The sequence below is a fragment of the Pontibacter pamirensis genome, assembly GCF_010015475.1.
GTDB lineage: Bacteria > Bacteroidota > Bacteroidia > Cytophagales > Hymenobacteraceae > Pontibacter > Pontibacter pamirensis.
Genome location: NZ_SSNI01000044.1, coordinates 19,892 through 40,629, shown reverse-complemented (window position 1 = coordinate 40,629; position 20,738 = coordinate 19,892). Strand labels below are relative to the sequence as shown.

Annotated in this window: 15 protein-coding genes; 10 read left to right on the top strand and 5 right to left on the bottom strand. The window is 47.9% G+C overall.

Annotated features, from left to right (window positions below; translation table 11 throughout):
- Positions 1-32: 32 nt before the first annotated feature.
- Entirely contained in the window at positions 33-425 is a 393-nt protein-coding gene (locus E1919_RS23135; RefSeq protein WP_162055785.1) for a VOC family protein, read from the bottom strand.
- 113 nt (positions 426-538) lie between these two features.
- A complete protein-coding gene (locus E1919_RS23130; RefSeq protein ID WP_162055784.1) occupies positions 539-772 on the bottom strand; it encodes a hypothetical protein in 234 nt (77 codons plus the stop codon).
- 344 nt (positions 773-1,116) lie between these two features.
- Here E1919_RS23130 and E1919_RS23125 point away from each other — a divergent pair, with 344 nt between their 5' ends.
- Complete coding sequence (locus E1919_RS23125) at positions 1,117-2,508, top strand: amidohydrolase family protein (RefSeq protein ID WP_162055783.1); 1,392 nt, start codon at positions 1,117-1,119, stop codon at positions 2,506-2,508.
- A 621-nt stretch (positions 2,509-3,129) separates the two neighbouring features.
- Here E1919_RS23125 and E1919_RS23120 read toward each other — a convergent pair.
- Positions 3,130-5,622: a zinc-dependent metalloprotease gene (locus E1919_RS23120; RefSeq protein ID WP_162055782.1), complete on the bottom strand. Its 2,493-nt coding sequence runs from the start codon at positions 5,620-5,622 to the stop codon at positions 3,130-3,132.
- A gap of 225 nt (positions 5,623-5,847) precedes the next feature.
- On the opposite strand from E1919_RS23120, the gene E1919_RS23115 reads away from it, so the two are divergent.
- From E1919_RS23115 to E1919_RS23100, 4 genes are all read left to right on the top strand, one after another.
- On the top strand, positions 5,848-7,458 hold the full coding sequence (locus tag E1919_RS23115; protein ID WP_162055781.1) for an amidase family protein: 1,611 nt from the start codon (positions 5,848-5,850) through the stop codon (positions 7,456-7,458).
- A 228-nt stretch (positions 7,459-7,686) separates the two neighbouring features.
- Positions 7,687-8,565, top strand: coding sequence for an O-methyltransferase (locus tag E1919_RS23110; protein WP_162055780.1), 879 nt, complete (start codon positions 7,687-7,689; stop codon positions 8,563-8,565).
- A 47-nt stretch (positions 8,566-8,612) separates the two neighbouring features.
- On the top strand, positions 8,613-8,906 hold the full coding sequence (locus E1919_RS23105) for a DUF1330 domain-containing protein (protein ID WP_162055779.1): 294 nt from the start codon (positions 8,613-8,615) through the stop codon (positions 8,904-8,906).
- A gap of 332 nt (positions 8,907-9,238) precedes the next feature.
- On the top strand, positions 9,239-11,596 hold the full coding sequence (locus E1919_RS23100) for an ABC transporter permease (protein ID WP_162055778.1): 2,358 nt from the start codon (positions 9,239-9,241) through the stop codon (positions 11,594-11,596).
- A 36-nt stretch (positions 11,597-11,632) separates the two neighbouring features.
- Here E1919_RS23100 and E1919_RS23095 read toward each other — a convergent pair whose 3' ends face one another.
- Together E1919_RS23095 and E1919_RS23090 are read right to left on the bottom strand one after the other, a co-directional pair.
- Positions 11,633-12,538: a carboxypeptidase-like regulatory domain-containing protein gene (locus E1919_RS23095; RefSeq protein ID WP_162055777.1), complete on the bottom strand. Its 906-nt coding sequence runs from the start codon at positions 12,536-12,538 to the stop codon at positions 11,633-11,635.
- A 482-nt stretch (positions 12,539-13,020) separates the two neighbouring features.
- Positions 13,021-14,073 (bottom strand): glycoside hydrolase family 43 protein, encoded by a 1,053-nt coding sequence (locus tag E1919_RS23090; protein ID WP_162055776.1) that lies wholly within the window; start codon positions 14,071-14,073, stop codon positions 13,021-13,023.
- A 650-nt stretch (positions 14,074-14,723) separates the two neighbouring features.
- On the opposite strand from E1919_RS23090, the gene E1919_RS23085 reads away from it, so the two are divergent.
- The 5 genes from E1919_RS23085 to E1919_RS23065 all read left to right on the top strand — a co-directional run bounded on the left by E1919_RS23085 (position 14,724) and on the right by E1919_RS23065 (position 20,651).
- Positions 14,724-14,945, top strand: coding sequence for a VF530 family protein (locus E1919_RS23085; protein WP_162055775.1), 222 nt, complete (start codon positions 14,724-14,726; stop codon positions 14,943-14,945).
- A gap of 219 nt (positions 14,946-15,164) precedes the next feature.
- A complete protein-coding gene (rluF, locus tag E1919_RS23080; protein ID WP_162055774.1) occupies positions 15,165-16,160 on the top strand; it encodes a 23S rRNA pseudouridine(2604) synthase RluF in 996 nt (331 codons plus the stop codon).
- Positions 16,161-16,408: 248 nt separating this feature from the next.
- A complete protein-coding gene (locus tag E1919_RS23075) occupies positions 16,409-17,125 on the top strand; it encodes a hypothetical protein (RefSeq protein ID WP_162055773.1) in 717 nt (238 codons plus the stop codon).
- 188 nt (positions 17,126-17,313) lie between these two features.
- Entirely contained in the window at positions 17,314-19,647 is a 2,334-nt protein-coding gene (locus tag E1919_RS23070; RefSeq protein WP_162055772.1) for a glycoside hydrolase family 95 protein, read from the top strand.
- Between the two features lie 95 nt (positions 19,648-19,742).
- Positions 19,743-20,651: a DUF6624 domain-containing protein gene (locus tag E1919_RS23065; protein WP_162055771.1), complete on the top strand. Its 909-nt coding sequence runs from the start codon at positions 19,743-19,745 to the stop codon at positions 20,649-20,651.
- Positions 20,652-20,738: the final 87 nt, after the last annotated feature.

The following is a 20,738-nucleotide window of genomic DNA, read 5'->3' as shown; positions in this document are numbered from 1 at the left end:
CTTCCTTCTAACCTAAGCTTTTCCAGCGCTGTTTATGCATGGTCATCATTTACCTCCACCCAATAACCGTCCGGGTCCTGGAAGAAAATCTGCCGGATACCGTCGGAGCGCAGGTTAGGTTCTTTAGATGTTTCTTCGAAGTTGCCGTAAGCTATTTGCAGTTCTTCCAGGTTCTCCATGAAATCTTCCAGCGATGAAACACTGAAACAGATGTGCCTTTGCTTCTCCTGCACTATTTCCCGGGGTGCTCCTTCTATCAGGTGCAGCTGGCTTCGCTCTCCTATGCTGAACCAGTTATGCCAACCGTCTTTAAAAGGCTCCGGTATCTGGCGCAGTTGCAGCACTTCTTTGTAAAAATTTGTACTTCTGTCTAGGTTGTGCACATAAAGCGCAATGTGGTTGATGGCAGCTGTTATTTTATTCATATGTAAAGGGTAGTAAAGCACCTGGAGCGATAAGCTGTCCTCGTTCATCCGCAGGAAGTATTAAATAAAGCCGCTCTTGAGGCACTTGTGTAGCACTGAGGCGAAATTACAGTTTAATTTGTCGTTGCGCCACCAGTTGTTGAGCCGGCTGTGGTGCGGAGGGTATCGGTTACTACGATTGTAGTATCCACGCCTTCGCCAGCGGCAGCGCCACCAATATCAAGTCCTCCGGTGGTGGTGCCTTCTAAATCAGTATCCTCGGTGGCGGGGTTGTCGGCGCAGGAGGCAAGCAAAAGCGACGAGGAAAGAAAAGCCGCTGTCATTATAAAGTTGAAAGTCTTCTTCATAATTATGAAATTTAGTTTCAGATAATTCTTCTCTTACGAGCACTTTCTCTCTACGATTAGAAAACTGCCAGAAAGCTATTCCGACCGGCATGTACAACATAGTAAGTATAAAGTACAAAATCTTTCGCTGTTACATATCTGGTTGCCAGGTAAGAAAGGAACTTACCCTCGTTTAGAATATGGTTGCCTGCAGAACAACCTGTTGCTCTACAGCCAGTAAACACTTAAAGCCTTTTAGGAGTATTTCATGGTAGAATAGTTGCTGTGGAAAGGCTTGCTTCTTTTGTGAAATAAAGAACAAGGTGATTTCTTTCTGTCAAGTCTCATTATAAATCCTGTTTCTTATGCTACAGTACGCAACAAATAATCTCCTGAAAGCAGCCTTCGCCTGTTTTCTTGTGCTGTTCAGTATTTCTAGTATGGCCCAGGAGCCAGTGCATTCAGGGAACCGCGAAATAGTTTTTCGTGCTGTCAACGTCATCCCCATGGACAAAGAGCAGGTGCTCGCAGATCAGGACGTGGTGGTTAAAGACGGCGTTATCAGCGCCATGGGCAAGTCAGGGGAAGTGAAGTATGGCAAAGACGCTTTGGTTATAAATGGAGAAGGCAAGTACCTGATGCCGGGGCTGGCGGAGATGCATGCGCATGTACCTCCCGTAAATGAATTTGAGCCGATGGAGGAAGTGCTGAAGCTTTTTGCGCTGAATGGCATTACGACCATCCGAGGTATGCTGGGCCACCCGCGCCACTTGGAGCTCCGCGACAAAATCCAGAGCGGTCAACTTATCAGCCCCCGATTTTATACTTCTGGCCCTTCCTTTAACGGCAACAGCGTGAAAGCCCCGGCCGAAGGCGCTGAGATGGTGCGCCAGCAGAAGCAGGCAGGATATGATTTCCTGAAGCTGCACCCCGGCCTCACGCCCGAAACTTTTGCAGCTATCGCCAGCACAGCCAAAGAGGTAGGCATCCCGTTTGCCGGTCATGTGTCTTACGATGTAGGTGTCTGGCGCGCCATCGAAAGCGGTTATGCCTCTATCGACCACCTGGACGGCTTTGTGGAAAGCCTGGTGCCAAGCCTGGATACCATTCCGGAGCAGCAGGCGGGCCTATTTGCCATGTACATTGCCAACCAAGCTGATGAAAGCCGTATACAGAAGCTGGTAAACGCGCTCCGTGAAAACGATATATGGGTTGTTCCGACCCAGGCCCTTGCTGAGCGATGGATAGCGGCGGACAAAGACCCCGAGGAACTGCGACAGGCACCGGAAATGAAATACATGACACTCAAAACGCTAGATAACTGGACGTCCACGAAAAGGAATTTGATGCAGAACCCGCAGTATGATGCTGCGAAAATTGCGGACTACTTACAGCTCAGAAGAAAGCTTATATATGAAGCAAATCGAAATGGCGTTGGGCTGTTGCTCGGTTCTGATGCACCACAGGTGTTCAATGTGCCGGGCTTCTCGACGCATCACGAGCTAAAGTACCTGGTAGATGCAGGCCTTAGTCCTTATGAGGCCCTGCGCACCGGCACCGTAAATGTAGGTCGCTACCTGAACCGCCCGGACATTGGTACCATTAAAACCGGCGCTGCCGCTGACCTTGTTTTACTGGCGGGCAACCCGTTAAAGCAAATCGAACAAACGCAGCAGATAGAGGGTGTGCTCGTTGGCAAGCGCTGGCTCCCCAAAAGCTATATAGAGCAGGAACTCAGGAAACTGCAGAAGCGGTAGTACTTGCTTTACGCCATACCATACCACCTTCAGCAAAACAAAAGTCCTTCCAGTTGGAAAGGCTTTTGTTTTGCTGCTGTTTCATTTGCCAGAAAGCTACTACTGCACAAGCGAGTCTGAAGACTCTTACCCACCGTGCGTCACGGGATGGATTCCCGCGCCAGATTATGGTTTTACTTTTTAATCTTTACTTATAACTGACGTTACGCAAGAGTCCCAGCGGGACGACCTCCTGATAGAAAAGAAGCCGAGTATTCTTTAGCTCCAGCGGAGCGACCTATTAGGGATATGTTTACAGGCCGCTCCGCTGGAGCTAAGGGCAGTTTCTAACCATCGGGATATTAACAGGTCATCCCGCCGGGACTTAAAACAAATTAAAATCTGGTGTTGCGTAATGTCAGTTATAAGTGGCGCAGATGTACTTGCTCGCGCCAACAACTTTTGGGCCTCTGGGCCCAGTCGGGTTACAAACCCGACATCATTTTTAGACACAAGTTTTAAAACTTGAGCCAGTGAAATGGAAAATAAATTAATCTTCTCGCCATCTCACCTCTACCCATGCAAAAGCCCTTCCGGTTGGAAAGGCTTTCAAATATAACGTTTAACGTTTCTGAGCCGACTTTAGGCTTTCTTCGGATTCAGGATGTTTTCAATTCTGACAATGGCATCATCTATATGATACCGGCTGAGGTCGTTAATGTAGCGGCTTTGGGCGCTTCTCAGCTGGCGCTGCAGCTTTACCAGCTCGCCTCTTGCAATCGAACGGATATCGGACTGGCTGATTTCCACCGGGGTTCCGTAGTTGCGGTTGCTGCGGGCCGGCTCTTCGTTTAGCAGGTAGTTCATGCGGTCCAGGTAAGCCTTTTGCAGGTTACGGCGGTAGATGTCAATCTTGGCTCCGCTGTACACCTCACTCCAGATACCGCGCTGCAACTGGCGTACCATGTCCAAGGCATTGTAGCCTACGTTGTTCACCTCGTTTTCCATCAGACGGGCCATTCTGTCTGCGGAAAGTAGGCTGTTCAGGTGCCGCTCCTGCAGGTTGCGGATGCTCTCCACATAGCTGGCATGGTGAATGTTGCGGCTGATATTTGTCTGGTGCAGCCACTCCGGCGAAGAAAAAGCGTTCTTCAGAAGCCAGTCCAGGGAGGCTGTCTGTGTTTTGGCAGCTACGGGAGTAAAGATATAACCTGCCTGCTCCGGCTTCAGGCGGTTTTCGTGCACCCCACCCACATTCGTCACCACATGACCGATGTAGCGGCTCCAGACGCCGACCAGTTCACCGTACAGTTCTTCGAGGTCATCGTAGTCATTTGTCTGGGCTGCCGTCCATTCATACAGCTTCGGCGCTACCCGCTTCAGATTCTTCAGGCCATAGGAGCTCGACTCCATTACATTGGCGCCGATGCCTTCCGTCTGGCTTTCCGGGTCGTATCCGCCGCTTCCGCTGCCGAATTGGTAAATTGGGTCGCCGGTTCTTTCTGTTATCCATTTCGACAGTGTCGGCACTTCCTCCTCTGCACTGTTGGCATCGGGCAGGTAGCGATAACCCCAGTTAATGGCGTAATGATCATAAGGGCCTAACTGGCGGATGAACCGGATATTCTCGTCGCCGGGCTGTGCAATGTAGTTGTAGCGGGCATAGTCCATGATGGTGGCGGCAATGCCGTACTCTTGAGTAAACTCACCAGATCGCAATGAGTCAGTTGGGTAGGCGGCGCTGGCTTTCATGTTATGCGGCAGGCCAAGGGCATGCCCCACTTCATGTGTAATCACCTCCAGCATCATCTCACCCAGGTCTTCTATAGGAGTATCGAGGGTGCGGGCGTTCGGGTTGGCAGCGCCTGTCTCCAGTAAGTACCTGTTTCTGTAAGAGCGCAGGTGGTTGTGGTACCAAATAATGTCACTCTCGATGATCTCTCCGGAGCGCGGGTCAGACACGCTAGGGCCAACGGCGTTGCGGGTGGTGCTGGCCACATAGCGTATTACGGAGTAGCGCGCATCTTCCGGGCTGAAATCCGGGTCCTCCTCCGGCGAAGGCGGGTCTTTGGCAATGATAGCGTTTTTAAATCCGGCTGTTTCAAACGCTGTCTGCCATTGCTCTACGCCAGCTTTAATGTATGGGCGCAGCTTTGCAGGCGTGGCCGGGTCGAGGTAGTATACAATGGGCTTTACTGGCTCTACCAGTTCACCACGCTCATAGGCGGCAATGTCTTTCGGCACTAACTTCCAGCGGCGGATGTATGATTTCTCGTCGGCTTTCAGCGCCTCGGAGCCATAGTCGACCTGCCGAATGGTAAAGTAGCCTACGCGGTAATCGTTGAGGCGGGGCTGCATCGGCTCTTTTGGCAGCAGTACCATCGACTGGTTCATCATTAAGCTGATTGACCCTGTAGCGGAGTTTGATGGTGGCTCAGCAGCATCATAGGTAAAGTCCTGCTTCACCTCTATGTTCAGCGGAAAGCTCTTTACGCTATTGATAAAACTGCGGTTCTCGTCCAGTTTGCTCACCTTGTAGTTTTTCCGCATGTCAGCATCAAGCCCGCTGATTACTTTGATGTCGCTGGAGAAGAACTTGGTTACATCTATCACATACCCTGCTGAGTCTCTTGACAAGGCAGCTATATCAAACGCGTAGATGGTTGGCTGGTAATTATTGGCCTGCACCGAAAGGCTGATTGGTAAAGAGTCGGCAGCAACAGCATTGTAAGACTTCGTCTTCAGCACAATTTTATCGTTAAACTTCTGCCACACCACCATCTGCTCATTCACAGAAGAACCAGCGTTTACGTAGCCGCCGCCCAGCCCGGACGGAAGGCTGGCAAACCGGCTTATCCACAGGAAGTCGCGCTGCAGGAGCGAGTCAGGAATTTCATAGTAGTACTTGTCCCCTACTTTATGAACGGTAAAAAGCCCCTGGTCTGACACAGCGTCTTTTGTGACAACCTCATTATAGTTTTTAAAGCCGCTCCTGGAGGCTGGTCTGGCCTTTACAGGGTCCTCTGTTTGGGTGGCGGCAGTTGGTTGTTGCGCCGCTTCTTTTGTAGTGGAGCAGGATGTCTGGGTGGCAGCCATAAGTAGGGCGAAACTTATGACCTGGTAAAACTTTGGCATTTGCTGTACAATTATTAGACTTGATAGATAGTACTAAACTGTTTGCTGGTAAGTCAGCACTATAAAGTTAAGTTTATTTTGAGAAAGTATGCCTATGTTACAACAGAAGGCTGCTGCCATGCTACATCATCTGTTAACTTTCCCATATTTTTTTTCAGGCCAAGACCTTTTCAGATAGCCGGAATACCTGTAGCTTTACTTCTGACAATAAAAATTCACAAGCCCATGCGCTTCCAGTTTCCAGCAGTTCTTTACTGCTTATTTTGCTTTTTCTTATTTAACAGTTGTACCCCGCAGGCGGCGGAGAAAGGCAACACAACGAAAAGCAGTGTTGCCAAAAAATCTTTCAGCATACAGGAGGCAACCATTGCCGACATACACGAGGCATTCCAGGCTGGCACCTGCAGTTGTGAGCAACTGGTAACCGCTTACCTTACCCGCATTCAAACCTTCGACCAGCCCACCAGGCTAAACGCCATTGTGGTGACTAACCACAAGGCACTGGCAAGAGCAAGGGAACTGGACCAGGAGTATGCACAGACAAAACAACTCCGGAAGCTGCACTGCATTCCGGTTATCGTAAAAGATAATTACAATACCGAAGGGCTGCAGACCACAGCCGGCTCACTCGCGCTGAAAGGCTTTGCTCCTTCCGAAGATGCGTACCAGGTAAAAGCTTTAAAAGAAGCCGGCGCCATTGTTTTGGCCAAGTCCAATATGGCCGAATGGGCTTTCAGCCCTATGGTCACCATCAGCTCTATTGCCGGCGAAACGCTGAACCCTTACAATCTGAATCACGTTCCGGCAGGTTCCAGTGGCGGCACGGCGGCGGCTGTAGCGGCCAGTATGGGCACCGTGGGCTTAGGCACCGATACGGGCAACTCCATCAGAGGACCTTCATCGCATAATGCCCTTGTCGGTTTCCGATCTACTTTAGGCTTAACCAGCCGGCATGGCATTGCACCCCTATACCTGCGCAACGACGTAGGCGGCCCTATGGCACGCACCGTAGCCGATGCCACCAAAATACTGGAGGTTATTGCCGGGTATGATCCTTCCGATCCGCTCACCAAATACAGCGAAGGGAAAGTGCAGGAAAATTACCGCCAGTTCCTGAACAAAGAGGGCCTGAAAGGCGCTCGTATCGGTGTGCTTAGAACCCTGAGTGAAAAGAACCCCGACCCGCAGGTAAAGGCGCTCTTCGAACAAGCTATTGCAGACCTCAGAAGATTAGGTGCTGTAGTGGTGGATTCTGTGGAGGTAGACAACTTTGATGACCTGAGCAAAGACCAGTGGTGCTCGGTCTTCCAGCAGGACATTAACCAGTACCTTTTCTCTTTAGGTGAAGGAGCGCCAGTGAGCAGCCTGGAGGAGGTCATTGTTTCCAGTAAATATTCTCCTTATATAAAAGAGAATCTACAATACGAATTTGAGCAGGCTGAACATCCGGATGACGCCGCTCATGCCTGTGGTGACGCTTATACGGATCCTAAAAGAATCGCTTTCCGGGATGCAGTGGTAGCCGCAATGGACAAGCACCAGGTAGACGCGCTCGTTTATCCTACCTGGAACAATCCACCCGCCCGAGTGGGAGACTTTAAGGGTTATAAGGGAGACAACAGCCAGATTATAGCCCCCCATACCGGGCAGCCAGCTTTTACAGTACCTATGGGCTATACCTATGAGAATTTGCCAGCCGGCTTGCAGTTCCTGGGCAGAATGTTTGATGAGCCAAGCCTGATAAAGCTGACCTACTCCTATGAGCAAGGCACAAAGCACAGAAAGCCGCCCGTACTCTTTTCTGGGGATGCACCGAAAACTGCGAAGAGTAAGTAAACGCAAATATTTTGGAGTAGTATCCGTTAAGGAGTGAGAGAAACCGTTTACCCACCATTAGCCCCTCCGAGGAGGGGAATAAATCACACCTGTAGGAATTCTCCTCCTCGGAGGGGTTAGGGGTGGGTTCTTTTTTTGCTGTTTCCCTTTGGTGCAGGAGCATTTACCTGCTAACACGTTTTTACCTGTACAAATCCGTTCCTAATCCAGATCAACACATCATTTCTAATGAGTAAAATAAGCAAGTATTTAAAAGAAGTTATAGCACGGGCTGTTAACTATAACCAGTTTCATTCTGATTTTTTAAGAAAGCTCCCGCAGGAATTTCATCCGGCGGCAAGGCTGCAATTTGTTCCTTATCTAAAAGCGGATGAAAGAGCTATTGCCAATAAAATAGAGGTCTTCCGTTCGCAAATACCAAAAGTATCTGATGCACAAAACATAGCCAGCTATACGTCGCCCCACTCCGGCTCTTTTCAAAAAGATGCGCAGGGGCATGCCCTTAGCGGGGAGTATGTGGAGAGCAACATAGAAGCACACGTAAAAACGGGTTCCCCAAAACTAAAGGGCATGCTTCTGCGAAGGATTGTGGAAGGGTATGGCGCCAAAAGAGTACTGGAATTAGGCACGAACACGGGGTTTTCGGGAAGCTATTTTGTCTCAGTTAACGGATTGAAACTGACGACAATAGAAGGCTCTGAATCCTTGTGCAATATCGCGCATAAAAACATGAGAAGGGTATCTCCCCATTACCGGATCATGAACAGCTTATTCGATGATGCCATTGATTTGCTTATCCGGGAGAAGGCAAAGTTTGACTGTGTGTTCATTGACGGGCAGCACGAAAAAGAGGCAACCCTGCACTATGCTGAACGGGTAAAACCACTTATGTCTGAAAACGCCATGTATATCTTCGATGATATTTACTGGTCTGATGATATGAATGAGGCCTGGAAAGAGCTGGTGTACACCAAAGACTTTTCAAAAGCAGTAGACCTGTTCGCGGTAGGTGTGTGCGTACGGGAAGAGAAAGCTACCGGCAAAACAGTGCTCTACGATTTAGGGGATTACCTGCCAAGGCCGAACATTTTCCGGAAGAACTGGTAACTAGGCTTCTATCACCAACACTATTATCAAACAAAAATAAAAGCACTATGGCAGCATATGTAATTGTAGAAGTTGAAGTAACAGACCCAGCTACCTACGAAGAGTATAAAAAGCTAACCCCAGCCTCGCTGGCCGCTTACGATGGCAAATTCATTGTGCGTGGTGGCCAGTACGAAACGCTGGAGGGCGATTGGAAACCTAACCGCATGGTAATGCTGGAGTTCCCATCGGTAGAGCGGGCAAAGGAATGGTGGAACTCTCCGGAGTACAACAAAGCCAAAGCTATACGCCACAGAGCCGCAAACACGAAGATGATTGTGCTGGAAGGGTTTGAAGGATAACAAGTCCTGCCCAGCAAATAACAGGCAGAACGCATAAAAGAATCTTGAGTCACATTTCACGCAGGTTCCCCTCCTTGAACTTTAAGGGGGGGCTGCACCCCCAGGAGGGGTTAAGGGTGGTTGGACCCGGCAAAGCTAAAACCGAGCAAAAGCCTCTCCAGCAAGGTGGATTTACCGTACGTTATCGTACATTTTAGTGTCTGTATCCGAACATCAGGCGGCCGAATAAATGGCTATGCCGCCAATAGAGGCTATTTTTCATCGTGGCACACGTATTGGATAACACCAGGAACAAAAACTATGTTTATCACGCCTGCCTAACAGAAGTTATCATGTTCCAGCACAGCCTTCTCCTCATCTACAGAAACTTCAAACGGTTCAAAAGCACGTTCTTTATAAACCTGGTTGGCCTGTCTACAGGCTTAGCCTGCACCTTGCTCATTTTCCTGTGGGTGAACGATGAAGTGAGCATGGATAAGTTTCATAAAAACGACAGCCAGCTCTTTCAGGTGATGACGAACCATGATAATTCGGAAGGAATTGAAACCTGGGAGAACGGCCCAGGGCTCCTGGCGGAGGCGTTGGCAGAAGAAATGCCAGAGGTGGCGTATGCCGCCAGTTCTTCTATTATTCCTGATATGTTCACCATTTCTGATAAGGAGAACCACATCAGCGCAACCGGTCAGTTTGTAAGCAAAGATTTCTTCAACGTTTTCTCCTATACCCTTACCCAGGGAGATAAAGATCAGGTGCTTCAAGACAAAAACGCCATTGTTATATCCGAAGCACTGGCGCTGAAGCTGTTTAACACCACGCAAAACGTAGTCGGCAAAACCGTAGAATGGCAGATTCTGCAATTCAGTAAACCAGTTATTATTTCCGGCATTTTCGAAAACATCCCTCCTAACTCCTCTGAGCAATACGATTTTGTACTCTCTTTTGAGGAGTTCAAAGACATGCTTGGAAGCGGGTTACACTGGGACAATCACAACGCGGAAACATACCTACTTTTAAAGGAAGGAACAGATCCGCACCAGTTCAACAACAAGATTAGTGGGTTTATCAAAAGCAAGCTTCCTGCCTCCAATGTCTCTTTATTTATCCGGCCCTTTTCAGATAAATATTTGTACGACAACTACGAGAATGGCGTACAGGCAGGAGGAAGAATAGAGTACGTGAAGCTGTTTTCCATGATTGCCATCTTCATACTCGTGATAGCGTGCATCAACTTTATGAACCTGTCCACGGCGAAAGCTTCCAGAAGAATAAAGGAGGTGGGTATAAAAAAGGCCATGGGTGCCAACCGGGAATCACTTATTCTTCAATACATGGGCGAGTCTATGCTGATGGCTTTTGCGTCGCTGACTGTTGCCCTCATGTTTGTTGAGCTTTCACTGGCTCCTTTCAACCAAATTACCGGGAAGCAACTTGTACTCTCTCTTGACCCCCGCTTTGTTTTGGCTGCGCTTGGCGTCTCGTTTCTTACAGGGCTTTTAGCAGGCAGCTATCCTGCCTTATACCTTTCCGGTTTTAAGCCCGCCATTGTACTGAGAGGAAAACTGGACAGCCCGGGGGGAGAACTGTGGGCGCGAAAAGGGCTCGTGGTATTTCAGTTTGCACTATCGGTTATCATGATTGTGTCAGTACTGGTTGTTTACAAGCAGATAGAATATGTGCAGACCAAGAATCTGGGCTACAACAAAGACAACATCATCTATTTTAATGCAGAAGGCAAAGTGCAGGACAACCTGAATACTTTTCTTTCAGAGGCAAAAAGAATACCGGGTGTTATACAGGCATCCAGCGGGGGCAGTATCATCAGCGATCATGGCTCTACGATCGGTTTAATGTGGGAGGGGAAAAACAAGGATGACGTTGCCTTCCAAACAGTGGCTGTGAATTACGACATGATCGAAACGCTGGGTATAAACATGAAGGAAGGCAGGACCTTTTCAAGAGACTTCGGTGCAGATACCTCCAAAATCATCTTCAACGAAGCTGGCGTTAAAGCTATGGGAATGAAAGACCCCATTGGCAAAGTGGTGAACCTGTGGGGGGAAGACAAAAAGATTATTGGTGTGGCAAAAGATTTTCATTTCCAGTCGCTGCATGAGCGTGTGAAGCCCCTATTTTTCAGATTAGAGCCAAAAACCGCCATGAAGGTGATGGTAAAAATAGAAGCCGGAAGAGAAAAGGAAACGATTGAAAAGCTACAACAGTTTTACAAAGGATACAATCCCGGTTTTGTATTCGACTATAGGTTTTTGAACGAAGATTACCAGGAGTTATATGCTGCAGAGCAACGCGTAGCTGTGCTATCCAAGTTCTTTGCCGGGTTAGCCATTCTTATATCCTGCCTCGGCCTTTTTGGACTGGCAGCTTTCACTGCCGAAAGAAGATTAAAGGAAATTGGTGTACGGAAGGTATTGGGAGCAAGTGAGTTTAACATTGTTTACCTGCTGTCGAGCGACTTTACAAAGCTGGTGCTAACCTCCATCCTCATTGCCTTGCCGCTCAGCTACCTCATAGTAACTTACTGGCTTCGCAACTTTGCTTACAGGATAGATTTAGAACTGTGGTATTTTATAAGCGCCGGACTGACAGCACTGCTCGTTGCCTGGTTTACCGTTGGCATGCAGGCTGTAAAAGCAGCAAGAGTAAATCCTTCTCAGTGCCTGAAAGATGTATAGTTAATTTAATAAGGTCCTAGGGCCTTCGGGAATTGCTCACCTTTGGTACAGCAGGGTGGCATACATGCCGATGCTCTTCACATCAAGTAATGTCGATTTGCGGATCCTCCAGGGCTCTGCGCCCGCTGCCCGGTAATAGGTAACCTGCCCTTTGGGGGTTGTGGCAAAGGTCATGAGCGAGCCGCTGTTAAGCCTGGTGGTTTCCGAAAGCCACTCGACAACAAGGGCAAAGTCCCCTTCCACCGTAATGTTGTGTTTCTCCAGGTCCACTGTTATCCAGCCTGTGTGGTGCGGCTCAATGCTGATGATGGCTGGTTTGTGCAGAAGGTTCTGATATGGAAGATTGTCTTTGATGGAGTAAAGCTTTACTCCCACCTTAACAGCTGCGTTACCCGAGCCGGCCAGGCCGAAGGAAACGCTTTGCAGCACGGCCTGTTTCCTTTTCACTCTGATCCGGGTGCCTATTTCCTGTCCAGCCGTCACTGTGTAGGCTGTACCTGAAGGGGTGAACCGATAATGGAAAGAGGTGCCTTCGTCTATATGGTAACCCACCCGCTGCGCTTTCCACTTTTGGGCCTTTGCAGTTACCTCGACCTCTTTCAGGCTTCTGTGCTTTAACTCCAGAAAAAGGCTGACACCACCCGATCCTGCTTTATCTAATAAAGCTTCTACCTTGTATTCACGGGAGACATAGCCTAATGAAGAAATCCTAAGGCTATGTCTCCTGTCTTCCGGACGCAACAACAGTGTGAAATAACCTTTGCCATTGGACTGAACATGTTGCTCCCTCCCCACGACAGAAACAGAGGCAAAAGGTATGGGTGTGTCCGTTGCTTTGTCCAAGACGGTGCCTGTGATGCTTATTTTATCATCCTGAAACAACGCATCTTTCAGTTGGTGATTTAGCTGTAAGATAGGCTTGATGCCGATTGACACTAGCACAAACAGAAGAAGGCAATTAAAAGCCCGTAGCTCTCTATGTCTAAGTAGCCCTGAAAGGGAAGGGTGTACAGGTTTCGTTAGTTGCATTTAACAAAATAGGATTGTAGCAAAGACGGACTTGCTGTGTCTAATGCCAGCAAGCATTAAATAAACCGCAGCTTGAGTGAATAAAGTCTATCTTACTAAACGACCCAAATTTTAATCAAATGGTTGCTTTTCGTTTTACTCCCGCCTACCGAAAAACGAAGCAAGAAGTGGTATCGTTAAACGGATAAACCACAAAGCCATTGAACGACAACTCTTTGTAGAACTGCCATTGAATGGTTTTGTGGTTTAATTACCAGGTAGCAAAGGGCTCAACAGAAAGACAAAAAGCAGTTGGGGTTTAGGAGTGAAACTCCTTTATTCACATACCGTTTAGATGCCTAATGTGATTCATTGAGAATCTCTGTTTCTGATTCAATAATACAAATGTAAGGACACTATTCCTTTTTTGACTGTTTTACCGCCGTTTCATTGTCACTCAAATCCTGTCCAAAATCAGGCATGCCATCCTCGGTCCATCTCAAAACCCTGGCACGGGTATGGCGGTTGGGATCGTACAACGGTTCGCCATCAATCTCTTTATAATCGCGGGCATGGTAAATCATGATATCGGTTTTGCCATCCTCAGCCACTGTAAAGCTGTTGTGCCCCGGACCGAAACGCTGCAGCTCTTCGTTGGTGTAAAAAACCGGCTCAGGTAATTTGTTCCAGGAGGCAGGATCCAGAAGATCAGCATCCTCATCGGCCCAAAGTAAACCTATGGCGTAATTAGCATCGGTGGCACTGGCCGAGAAGGTTACAAACACCTTTCCATTGCGGATTAGTACTGCTGGGCCCTCATTCACGTTATGTCCAATCCTCTCCCACGCATATTCAGGCTGGGAGATTACCACCTGCTTGTCAGCGAGGGTAGTTGGGCTGGTCATTTCAGCAATATACAAGCCTGTATTCACCTCCTTATCAGATGCCCTATCCACCCAGATATGGTAGCGTTGGCCTTTATGCACAAAAGTGGTGGCATCGAGGGTGAACTCATTCCTTTTGCTAACCATCTCACCTTCCTCTGTCCATTCGCCTTTTGTGGGATCTTCCGACGGATTTGACAAAACATATTTGCGTATGGCCCATTTATCCTCGGCCGAACCAGCTGCAAAATAGATATACCATTTTCCATCTATCCGATGCAGTTCAGGAGCCCAAATGTGGTTGCCCATGGAACCTTCATCGTGCTTGCGCCATACTACCACCGGTTCTGCTTCTTTTATGCCATTAATGGTTTCTGACTTGCGTATCTCGATGCGGTCATATTCTGGCACTGTGGCAATAAAGTAATAATTACCATCGGCAGCTTTCGTCACAAACGGATCTGCCCTTTGCAAGGCTATCGGGTTGTCGAATTGGTTCTTCTCCGACTTTTGCGCGTTCATTGTACATCCGCTGACAATGAGCATCACAGCAAGCGTAAATTTTAAGAGTTTGATGTAGTTCATTTTGTTTATGATGATAAAATTTAAGCAGCATTATCCTGCAAATCTAGCTTTATTAAATATAAATGTAAAAAATACATTTTATATTTAATAGGGATAACTGACGTCACGCAGTATCAGTTCATAATTTATTTTTAGTCACGGCGGGACGACCTGCAAATAGCCAGATGGCCATAAATCGCCATTAGCTCCAGCGGAGCGGCCTTTAAACATATACCCAACAGGTCGCTCCGCTGGAGCTAAAGAATAGAGAGCCCCTGTTTCTATCAACAGGTCATCCCGCTGGGACTCTTGCGTAACGTCAGTGAACAATAATCCGGACTTTGGCCTGCTAATGTTTCTGCAATGCTTGCCAATTAAGAGCAATTTGTTTGGTAAGCATTGCACCTCATAAACTGTCGGAAAAGAAAAAAAAGTCCACAAGCCGTATCAAAAAATTGTCAAAGGTATACTTTAGCTCTACCTCCATATGTCTTGCGAACACCTTGCCAGTATAAGAGCCTGCACCTAAAGAATTAAGCACCTGCCTGACAAAACTTATCTAGTAAACTATTGCAGTTCAACCTTTATCCTGCTCATAACTTTCATGTTTGGCTTTCGCTATAATTAACGTGTTTAGTTTGCTGTATTTAACTAATTTTGCAAGGAATACGATGGAAGAACAGAAAAACAACCCTTTACATGGCAGAACCCTGGAGATGATCCTGGTTCAGTTAGTCGATTATTATGGCTGGGAAGAACTGGGGTATAAAATCAACATCAATAGCTTTAACAACAACCCCAGCATTAAATCCAGCTTAAAATTCTTGCGGAAAACACCCTGGGCACGTCAGAAAGTAGAAGATCTATATATCAGAATGATAAGCAGAAGATAGCCTGCCCCTGCTGTGCCTGGTTTGTCCCTAACGGGGATTATCAACAAATTCCCGCACATCTTCTCAATAGTCAGACAGCCACTGGAGTTTTACACCTATAACCTTTGAACTTCCTGCAGAAGATAGTGCCTTTTCTGACGCTTTCTCACCAATTCCGTAAGTATAAAATAAAGGTTTCCTCTATTTAACAACCCTACACCTTACATTTTAAGAATCCCCATGTCTGAAGATACCTCCACACGATTAAATAAATTTATCAGTGAATCCGGCTTTTGCTCCAGAAGAGAGGCCGACCGATACATTGAAGAAAAGCGTGTCACCATCAACGGTAAAACCGCAAAAATGGGCGCCACCGTAAAAGCCGGTGACAAAGTTGCGGTAGACGGAGAAGCAATTAAATCCAGAAAACCGACTGACAAACCAATTTACATCGCTTTCAACAAGCCCGCTGGTGTTACCACCACCACCGACCCGAAAGACAAAAACAACATTATTGATTTTATAGGTTTCCCGAAGCGCATCTTCCCGATTGGCCGCCTGGATAACCCGACAGAAGGGCTTATCCTGCTAACCAATAACGGCGATATCATCAACAAGATTCTGCGGGCAGGCAACAACCACGACAAGGAATACATTGTAACCGTAGACAAGCCCGTAACTCCTGAATTCGTGGCGAAGATGAGCAGCGGCGTACGTATCCTGGAAACTGTAACCAAGCCCTGTTTTGTACAGCAGCAGGGCAAAAACGTTTTTAAGATTGTCCTGACACAAGGCCTGAACCGACAAATCCGGAGAATGTGCGAAGCACTGGACTACAAAGTAATTAAACTGAAACGTATCCGGGTGATGAACATAAAGCTGGGAGACCAGCCCGTAGGCAACTGGCGCTACCTCACCCAGGAAGAAACAGAAACACTGCATCAATTGGTGGCCGAGTCTGTAAACACCGAAGACGCTTCTTATTTTGAGGAAGCGGCTGAAACACCTCAGCGTCCGGCTATCAGACCAAAACCTGCCTCTGGCAGGCCGAAGGGTGCGCCAGCCAAACCAAAAGAAACTTTTGTTAACCCGAAGTCTGCTTCGCTCCGGAAAAAAGGTGCAGCCGGTAAAACAAGCCGCGGCCCCGGAAAACCTAATGAGACAACCGGAAGAAATAAAGGTGCAACCGGCAAGCCTGGAAGTTCCTCCGGCAGGCCGAAAGGCCGAAGCAGATAGAACAGTAATTTATTTTATTGCAATAGTTATTCCTCTTCCCCTGCCGCTCCCTAGTGGCAGGGGATTTTTTTGACAGATTGATGCCTTTCTACTTGTCTATCAACAAATAAAAAGAACAAATAATACTTGCTGAAGCACATGCTATAATAACAGATATTACACATATTTACAGCAAGAATGGGACAGGATACTTGTAAAGTTCAAGTTTGTATCACGCCACCGTTCCTCACCGCAAATAAACTATACCCATGAAAAAATTTTACCTCTGTATGCTGCTGTTCGGCTTAGTGGCATGTGAGAAGGACAAGGACGAGGTTGTACTACAATACCCCGCCACTTACCATAGTATACAATACAGAACCAGTTCACAGGTCAGGCTTTTTTCCAGGGAAGGGGAAATAGTAGACTGGCAGGTGATAGACCGGTTTGTCGAAAAAAACGGCGGACAGTTCCTGCTTCCCTATAATTTTATGCAGAATATTTCTCCTGCAGAAGCAGATTCTGTTCACATCATATCCGCATCAGCAGCGAAAGGAAAGAGGGTGTATAACTACAGCTGGCAAAACTACTCTATCAGGAAGAGCGGAGAACTAGTTGAGTTTATTTCAACAGACACATCTACTTTGGTATGGACACCTAAGGAAGAGGCAATGCTGCGTAAACTGCAGCAAGGGTTTTACAGGCACGACTACGCCTATAGAAAAGAACAGCCTCTTCCAACTGCTACAGGTTACTCAACAATGTTAAAGGTTGTGGAAAAACAGGTAGCTTATCTTAAGTCTGACCAGTTGCATTTCCCCTTGCTGAACTATTTGCTGGTTAACACTAATCCAGGGTACGGCGGTAACCGGTACTCTAGAAGTAACATATACAACGAGCTAAAGAGTCAGCCTGATTACAGCCAGCTGAGCCAGAACGACACGCTTGCCTTACAGGCTTATGAATTGATATACACAAAAGAGTAGCACCACCTGTTCGTTTCACAATATACAATGCCCCTGATGCTATTCAATTATGAGCAGCACCAGGGGCATTATCTTTCATTCGGGTCCTCAAAAACTACAGCCTGATACATATACCCACCATCAGATGATAGAAAGACATCATTTAAGTTTATATTTAACCTTACTCTAACCAAGCCGGTAACCTTTACATGCACCAATCAAAGCCATACACAAAGCAGTTCTTCCCCCTACTCCTTTGCCTACTCTCCGTCTTTGCTTCTGTAGCTCAGGAAAAACAACCCCCACCTGACGACCTGAAAATGTGGTTCAGCCATCCTGCTTCCACCTGGGCCGAAGCGCTGCCTGTAGGCAATGGCAGATTGGGTGCCATGGTCTTTGGTGGCGTGGCAATAGAGCGGCTGCAGCTAAACGAGGAGTCTGTCTGGACAGGCAAGCCAGCTGACTTTGTGAACCCGGAAGCACGTGCTACCTTGCCGAAGGTACGGGCACTGCTTTTTGCCGGCCAATACGCGGAAGCACGGGACCTGGCTCAGGAAAAAATGATGGGCGACAAGAAAATCCACAGCACCTACCAGACGCTGGGCGACCTGCAGCTTGATTTTGGCCCCGTTACAAAAGATATTACCGAATACCGCCGGGAACTAGACCTGGAGACAGCCGTAGCTAAAGTAAGCTACCGCGCTGGTGATGTCACCTTTACCCGCGAAATCTTCTCCAGTGCCCCCGACCAGGCGCTGGTGGTGCGGCTTACGGCTAGCAAGCCCGGTGCCCTGACTTTCGCCCTAAACATGAGCAGGCCCGGAAACAAGGCTAAGCTGGAACTGGCAGGGGATGAAATCATTATGAGCGAGCACGTAGGCGATGGAACGGGCGTAAGGATGGTAGCGCGCCTAAAAGTGCTGCAGGAAGGTGGTACTAAAAATGCAGCTGGAGAAAGCATCCGGGTAGAAAATGCAGACGCCATAACGCTTCTCTTAACGGCCGCTACTGATTACCGGGGCAGCGAGCAACTGGCTATGGCTGCCACACAATTGGATTCTGTTGCAAATAAAGATTATGAAGCTCTAAAGAAAGATCATATAGCCGATTACCAGCAGTACTTCAAGCGTGTTGACTTACATCTGGGCACAACCGATGCGGCTTATTTCCCCACCGACGCCCGCCTCGTGGCGATGCAGAACGGCAACATCGACCCGCAACTCGTGGAGTTATACTATCAGTTTGGTCGTTACCTGCTCATCTGCAGTTCACGGCCGGGTGGCTTGCCTGCTAACCTGCAGGGCATCTGGGCCGACGGCCTCACCCCTCCCTGGAGCGCCGACTACCACATCAACATCAACATACAGATGAACTATTGGCCCGCAGAGATCACTAACCTGTCGGAGATGCACATGCCCTTCCTGACTTTCCTGGATGCACTACGCCCCGATGCCCGCAAAACCGCCCGCGACATGTATGGTATAAAAGGAACAGTGGCTCACTTCACGACAGACCCTTGGCTTTTTACCGAAACTTATGGCGAACCGCGCTGGGCGATGTGGCCGATGGGTATGGCTTGGAGTGCGCAGCACCTGTGGGAGCATTACCTGTTCACCGAAGACAAAGCTTACCTGAAAGAGCTAGCTTACCCCGTCATGAAAGAGGCCGCGGAGTTCTGCGCCAACTGGCTCGTAGAAAACCCGGATACGAAGCAACTGGTATCCGGTCCTTCCATTTCGCCGGAAAATACTTTTAAGACTGAAGACGGCGAAGTAGCCACCATGGTGATGGGTCCGACGATGGACCACATGATTATCCGGGACTTACTCAGCAACACCATTGCCGCAAGCCGGGAACTAAATAGAGATGCTGCTTTTCGCCGACGCCTCGAGAAGATACTCACCCGTTTAGCGCCCACCAAAATTGGCAGTGATGGCCGCATTATGGAGTGGACAGAGGAGTTTGAAGAAAATGAACCAGGCCACCGTCACATTTCGCACCTGTTCGCCCTGCACCCCGGCCGGCAGATAACAAAGCAGCAGCACCCGGAGCTAATGGAGGCTGCCCGCAAAACCATCGACTACCGATTGTCTCAGGGAGGCGGGCACACCGGCTGGAGCCGCGCCTGGATTATCAATTTCTTTGCCCGCTTGCAGGACGGCGAGGCGGCATACGAGAACCTGCTGGCCCTGCTGCGCAAATCCACCTTGCCGAACCTTTTCGACACGCACCCGCCTTTCCAGATTGACGGTAACTTTGGTGCCACCGCAGGTATCACAGAGATGCTGATGCAGAGCCACGCCGGGGAAATACAGCTGTTACCTGCTTTGCCTGCTGCCTGGCAGCAGGGATATATTCAAGGTATCGTAGCACGCGGAGGTTTTGAGGTAGACATAGATTGGGAAGCGGGAAAACTGAAGCAGGTTAAGATACTCTCCAAACTGGGCAACCCCTGCCAGGTTCGTTACGGAGACCAGGTAGTTACGCTGAAGACGGAGAAGGGCAAAAGCTATGTGCTGGATGGAAACCTGAAGCAGCTTTAACTCTCATTTTAACCTCCCATTCCTATCAAAGAAAACCTTAACGGTGGCTTTGCTAATGCATAATCAAACTTTTTTGCATCACGAAAACAAATTCCATGAAAAAAAACTTGAGCATACTCATACTCATCTTATTGATTTCTTCATGTACTGCCACCGAAAAAGAAGAGAAGCTCTCTGAGATAGAGAAGTGGAAACTGGGTTGGCGAATGATTGTCTCATCCACGGATGAAAATTATCAGTTAGGTGAATTGCAATTTGATTCACTTTTGTCGGAAAGCTCGGAAATTGAACCTAAGTTTTTAATAACAGGATTAGAAATATTAGACAAACTTGGTAAAAGAGAAAAGCTTGTCCAGGTTATAAACGGTCAGGACCAGGAGACGCTCCAGGTTTTATGTAACACAAATTTGTTCACCCAGAACCTGAATGATGTTGACGTTTGCAAATCAATTGAGAAAGAGAAGGTCAGTAACCCAAAGCTACAGATGGAGCTCGTTAAAATGTATGTCGATGATCAGGCTGTAAGAGGAAATTTACAGGAAGACATCATCACAAAATACAGTCTAATTAAAGCTGAGATAGCAAACGAAGGAGAAGGAGTAGACGACCGAAACAGGGAAAGGTTAAAAGAAATATTCAGGGAGCATGGCTTTCCAACAAAGGAAATGGTTGGCAAAGATGCAATGAGCGGGATATTTATAATGATTCAGCATGCTGATTATGACAAAGAATGGCAAAAATCGCAGTTGCCCAACATAGAGCAGGCAGTTCAAAACGGTGACATGGACGGGCAGAGTTATGCCTACTTATATGACCGCATAAAAAGCAATGCAGGAGAAAAACAACGCTATGGCACACAGTTTTCGCATATTGACCCGGCAAACAAAACAGTTGAATTAGCGCCAACAGAGGACATGGAAAACCTGGATAAGCGAAGAATGGAAGCAGGTATGATGCCGATAGAAATGTACAAAGAAATCATGCTAGAGAATCTCTCAAATTAGAACCCAAGGCTGCCTGCCTACAGGCCATTCTGAATAGACACATCTTATACTGTAGCAGGTTTCGAAAATTCTGCTGTTTTCCTCAAA

Bases quoted from the DNA above. Each gene is read 5' to 3' on its own strand.
- E1919_RS23115 (WP_162055781.1), top strand. From the start codon at position 5,848: ATGCGCTTCCAGTTTCCAGCAGTTCTTTACTGCTTATTTTGCTTTTTC.
- E1919_RS23130 (WP_162055784.1), bottom strand. From the start codon at position 772: ATGAAGAAGACTTTCAACTTTATAATGACAGCGGCTTTTCTTTCCTCG.
- E1919_RS23105 (WP_162055779.1), top strand. From the start codon at position 8,613: ATGGCAGCATATGTAATTGTAGAAGTTGAAGTAACAGACCCAGCTACC.
- E1919_RS23125 (WP_162055783.1), top strand. From the start codon at position 1,117: ATGCTACAGTACGCAACAAATAATCTCCTGAAAGCAGCCTTCGCCTGT.
- E1919_RS23070 (WP_162055772.1), top strand. From the start codon at position 17,314: ATGCACCAATCAAAGCCATACACAAAGCAGTTCTTCCCCCTACTCCTT.
- E1919_RS23065 (WP_162055771.1), top strand. From the start codon at position 19,743: ATGAAAAAAAACTTGAGCATACTCATACTCATCTTATTGATTTCTTCA.
- E1919_RS23100 (WP_162055778.1), top strand. From the start codon at position 9,239: ATGTTCCAGCACAGCCTTCTCCTCATCTACAGAAACTTCAAACGGTTC.
- rluF (WP_162055774.1), top strand. From the start codon at position 15,165: ATGTCTGAAGATACCTCCACACGATTAAATAAATTTATCAGTGAATCC.
- E1919_RS23120 (WP_162055782.1), bottom strand. From the start codon at position 5,622: ATGCCAAAGTTTTACCAGGTCATAAGTTTCGCCCTACTTATGGCTGCC.
- E1919_RS23135 (WP_162055785.1), bottom strand. From the start codon at position 425: ATGAATAAAATAACAGCTGCCATCAACCACATTGCGCTTTATGTGCAC.
- E1919_RS23090 (WP_162055776.1), bottom strand. From the start codon at position 14,073: ATGAACTACATCAAACTCTTAAAATTTACGCTTGCTGTGATGCTCATT.
- E1919_RS23110 (WP_162055780.1), top strand. From the start codon at position 7,687: ATGAGTAAAATAAGCAAGTATTTAAAAGAAGTTATAGCACGGGCTGTT.
- E1919_RS23085 (WP_162055775.1), top strand. From the start codon at position 14,724: ATGGAAGAACAGAAAAACAACCCTTTACATGGCAGAACCCTGGAGATG.
- E1919_RS23075 (WP_162055773.1), top strand. From the start codon at position 16,409: ATGAAAAAATTTTACCTCTGTATGCTGCTGTTCGGCTTAGTGGCATGT.